The 3,130-nt window shown below is 69.9% G+C and carries 3 protein-coding genes; all 3 read left to right on the top strand.

All coding sequences use genetic code 11. The features are described 5' to 3' along the window. Positions 1-120 precede the first annotated feature (120 nt). Positions 121-738 (top strand): MFS transporter, encoded by a 618-nt coding sequence (locus tag ABD297_RS23495; protein ID WP_344257577.1) that lies wholly within the window; start codon positions 121-123, stop codon positions 736-738. A 62-nt stretch (positions 739-800) separates the two neighbouring features. Further along, positions 801-1,847 (top strand): zinc-binding dehydrogenase, encoded by a 1,047-nt coding sequence (locus ABD297_RS23490; RefSeq protein WP_344257575.1) that lies wholly within the window; start codon positions 801-803, stop codon positions 1,845-1,847. A gap of 52 nt (positions 1,848-1,899) precedes the next feature. Beyond that, a complete protein-coding gene (locus ABD297_RS23485; protein ID WP_344257573.1) occupies positions 1,900-2,889 on the top strand; it encodes an aldo/keto reductase in 990 nt (329 codons plus the stop codon). Positions 2,890-3,130 lie beyond the last annotated feature (241 nt).

Below are 3,130 nucleotides of genomic sequence, written 5' to 3'. Positions count from 1 at the left end.
GGGAAACGCCACTACCGTTGCTCATGAACGTCCTCCTTCTTGCGTGTGGGACACCAAGCCCGACAAGCGCATCAGGAGGACGTTCGCCACGCCAGACCCGACCGCGCAGAACGCCTTTCTATGCCGCTGCGGCTGTTCGCCGACCGTCGCCGCGTCGCCGCCTACCTGACGCGGGCGGCGTACATGGGGGCGATGATCGGGTTCTTCTTCTTCACCAGCCAGCTCATGCAAGACACCCTCGGCTTCTCCGCGCTCCAAGCCGGTCTCGGGTTCCTGCCCATGACGGTCGTCAACTTCGCCGTCGCGTCCGCCGTGCCGCACCTGGGCCGCCGCTGGGACGCCGGATGGATGCTCGCCACCGGGGTCGCCCTGACGCTGGCCGGCATCGCGTGGCTCAGCAGCGCCGGCCCGGACAGCAGCTACCTGAGCACCATCGCCGCCCCGATGCTGCTCGTCGGGGCAGGCCAAGGCCTGGCGTTCGCCCCCCTGACCTCCTTCGGCATCGTCGACGCACCCGCCGCGGACGCCGGCGCCGCCTCCGGCCTGGTCAACACTTTCCACCAGTTCGGCACCACCATGGGCCTCGCCGTCCTGGTCGCCATCTCTGCCGGCGCTCCGGACGCCGGGGCCCGCTTCACCCTGGCCCTGCACGGCAGCAGCATCCTGCTCGCCCTGGGCCTGCTGCTCGTCCTCGCACTGCTCCTGCCTGCCCACCGCAGCAGCCGAGCAGCGCGCTGACCCCGCCCCTCCCTGGCCAACTCGCCACCACAAATCGCCACCCCAGACCGAGGAGAAACCCCGTGAAGGCAGCACTGTTCAAAGCAGCACGACACATCGAGATCGGGCAGCGTCCCGACCCGCAGATCCAGGACCCCACTGACGCGGTCGTCCGTGTCGTCCGCGGCTGCGTCTGCGGCTCAGACCTCTGGTACTACCGCGGCATCAACCCGCACCAGGTCGGCAGCATCGGCCACGAGTACATCGGCGTCATCGAGGCCGTCGGCCCCGACGTGCAGGACCTCGCCGTCGGCGACTTCGTCATCGCCCCGTTCACCTTCAACGACGGCACCTGCCCCGCCTGCCGCAACGGCTACCAGTCCAACTGCACCCACGGCGGCGCGTTCGGCAACGGCGAGATCGATGGCGGCCAGGGCGAGAGGGTCCGCGCCCCATACGCCGACGCCACCCTCGTCAAGGTCCCCGGCGACGCCGCCGCCTTCACCGACGAGCAGCTCGCCTCCTTCACCGCGCTGTCCGACGTCATGTGCACCGGCTACCACGCCGCCGTCAGCGCCGGTGTCCAGCAGGGTGACACCGTCGCCGTCGTCGGCGACGGCGCCGTCGGGCTCTCCGCCGTCCTGGCTGCCAACCTCCTGGGCGCCGGCCGGATCATCGCGCTCAGCCGCCACGCCGAACGGCAGCAGCTGGCCAAGGAGTTCGGCGCGACCGACATCGTCGCCGAGCGCGGCGACGACGCCGTCGAGGCGGTCCTGCGGCTCACCGACGGGGCCGGTGTGGACCGGGCACTGGAGTGCGTCGGCACCGACCAGTCCATCGACACCGCCGCCGGCATCGTCCGCGCCGGCGGGATGATCGGCGCCGTCGGCGTCCCCCTCTACGAGTCGTTCGAGTACCAGACGCTGTTCTGGAAGAACGTCGGCATCAAGGGCGGCGTCGCACCCGGCCGCCAGTACATCCCCGAGCTGCTCCGGCACGTCCTCGCCGGCGACATCAACCCCGGCCTCGTCTTCGACTACACCACCGACCTCGACCACGTCGCCGGCGCCTACGCCGCCATGGACGAACGCCGCGCCATCAAGTCCCTGCTCACCATCAGCCAGCCCTGACAGGCTCGACGGCCCCAGGGCTTTCAACCGCATCGCACGCAAGGAGCACAGCATGCAGACACGCACCCTCGGTAACCAAGGCCTGATGGTCTCCGCCCTCGGCCTCGGCTGCATGGGCATGAGCCAGTCGTTCGGGCCCCGCCCACCACGCGAGGAGATGATCACGTTCCTACGCGCCGCGGTCGAGCGCGGAGTGACGTTCTTCGACACCGCGGAGGTCTACGGGCCCTTCCACAACGAGGACCTCGTCGGTGAAGCCCTCGAACCGGTCCGCGACGACGTCGTCATCGCCACGAAGTTCGGCTTCGCCTTCGACGAGAACGGCGCGCAGACCGGCGTCACCAGCCGCCCCGAGAACATCCGCGCTGCGGTCGAGGGGTCGCTGCGTCGACTGCGGACCGACACGATCGACCTGCTCTACCAGCACCGGGTCGACCCTGACGTCCCGATCGAGGAGGTCGCCGGCGCCGTCAAGGAGCTCATCGACGCCGGGAAGGTGCGCCACTTCGGCATGTCGGAGGCCGGAGTGCAGACCATCCGCCGGGCCCACGCCGTGCAGCCGGTGACGGCCCTGCAGAGCGAGTACTCCCTCTTCTGGCGCGAGCCCGAGGACGCGATCCTGCCCATGCTCGAGGAGCTCGGCATCGGGTTCGTGCCGTTCAGCCCGCTCGGTCGCGGCTTCCTCACGGGCCAGGTCACCAAGGCCACGCAGTTCGGTGAGGGCGACATCCGCGCCTCCCTACCGCGCTTCGAGCGGGAGGCCTTGGAGACGAACCTCGCTCTCGTCGACCTCATCAAAACCATCGCGGAGCGCAAGGGCCACACCGTTGGGCAGGTCGCCCTCGCGTGGCTGCTCGCGCAGAAGCCGTGGATCGCCCCGATCCCCGGCACTCGTAGGGTCGAGCGCCTCGAGGAGAACCTCGCCGCAGCAGACCTCGAGCTCACCCCGGAGGACCTCGCCGACCTCGACGCCGCGTCCGCCAGCGTGCAGGTCCAGGGAGCGCGCTACCCGGAGGCGATGCAGAAGATGATCGACCGCTGACGGTGCCTGAAGGACTCGCCGCGCCGTCCCCGCGACGGCGTGGCGAGTCGCCGGCACGCCCGGGACGTCAGCGCCGAGCTGGCCGGCCGAGACGTCGCGAGCAACCGCGGTCAACGGCATAGAAAGGCGTTCTGCGCGGTCGGGTCTGGCGTGGCGAACGTCCTCCTGATGCGCTTGTCGGGCTTGGTGTCCCACACGCAAGAAGGAGGACGTTCATGAGCAACGGTAGTGGCGTTTCCCG

It is taken from the genome of Terrabacter carboxydivorans (assembly GCF_039532035.1).
Lineage (GTDB): Bacteria > Actinomycetota > Actinomycetes > Actinomycetales > Dermatophilaceae > Terrabacter > Terrabacter carboxydivorans.
Note: the sequence above shows the minus strand (reverse complement) of the source record. Positions and strands in the feature narration are given on the sequence as shown.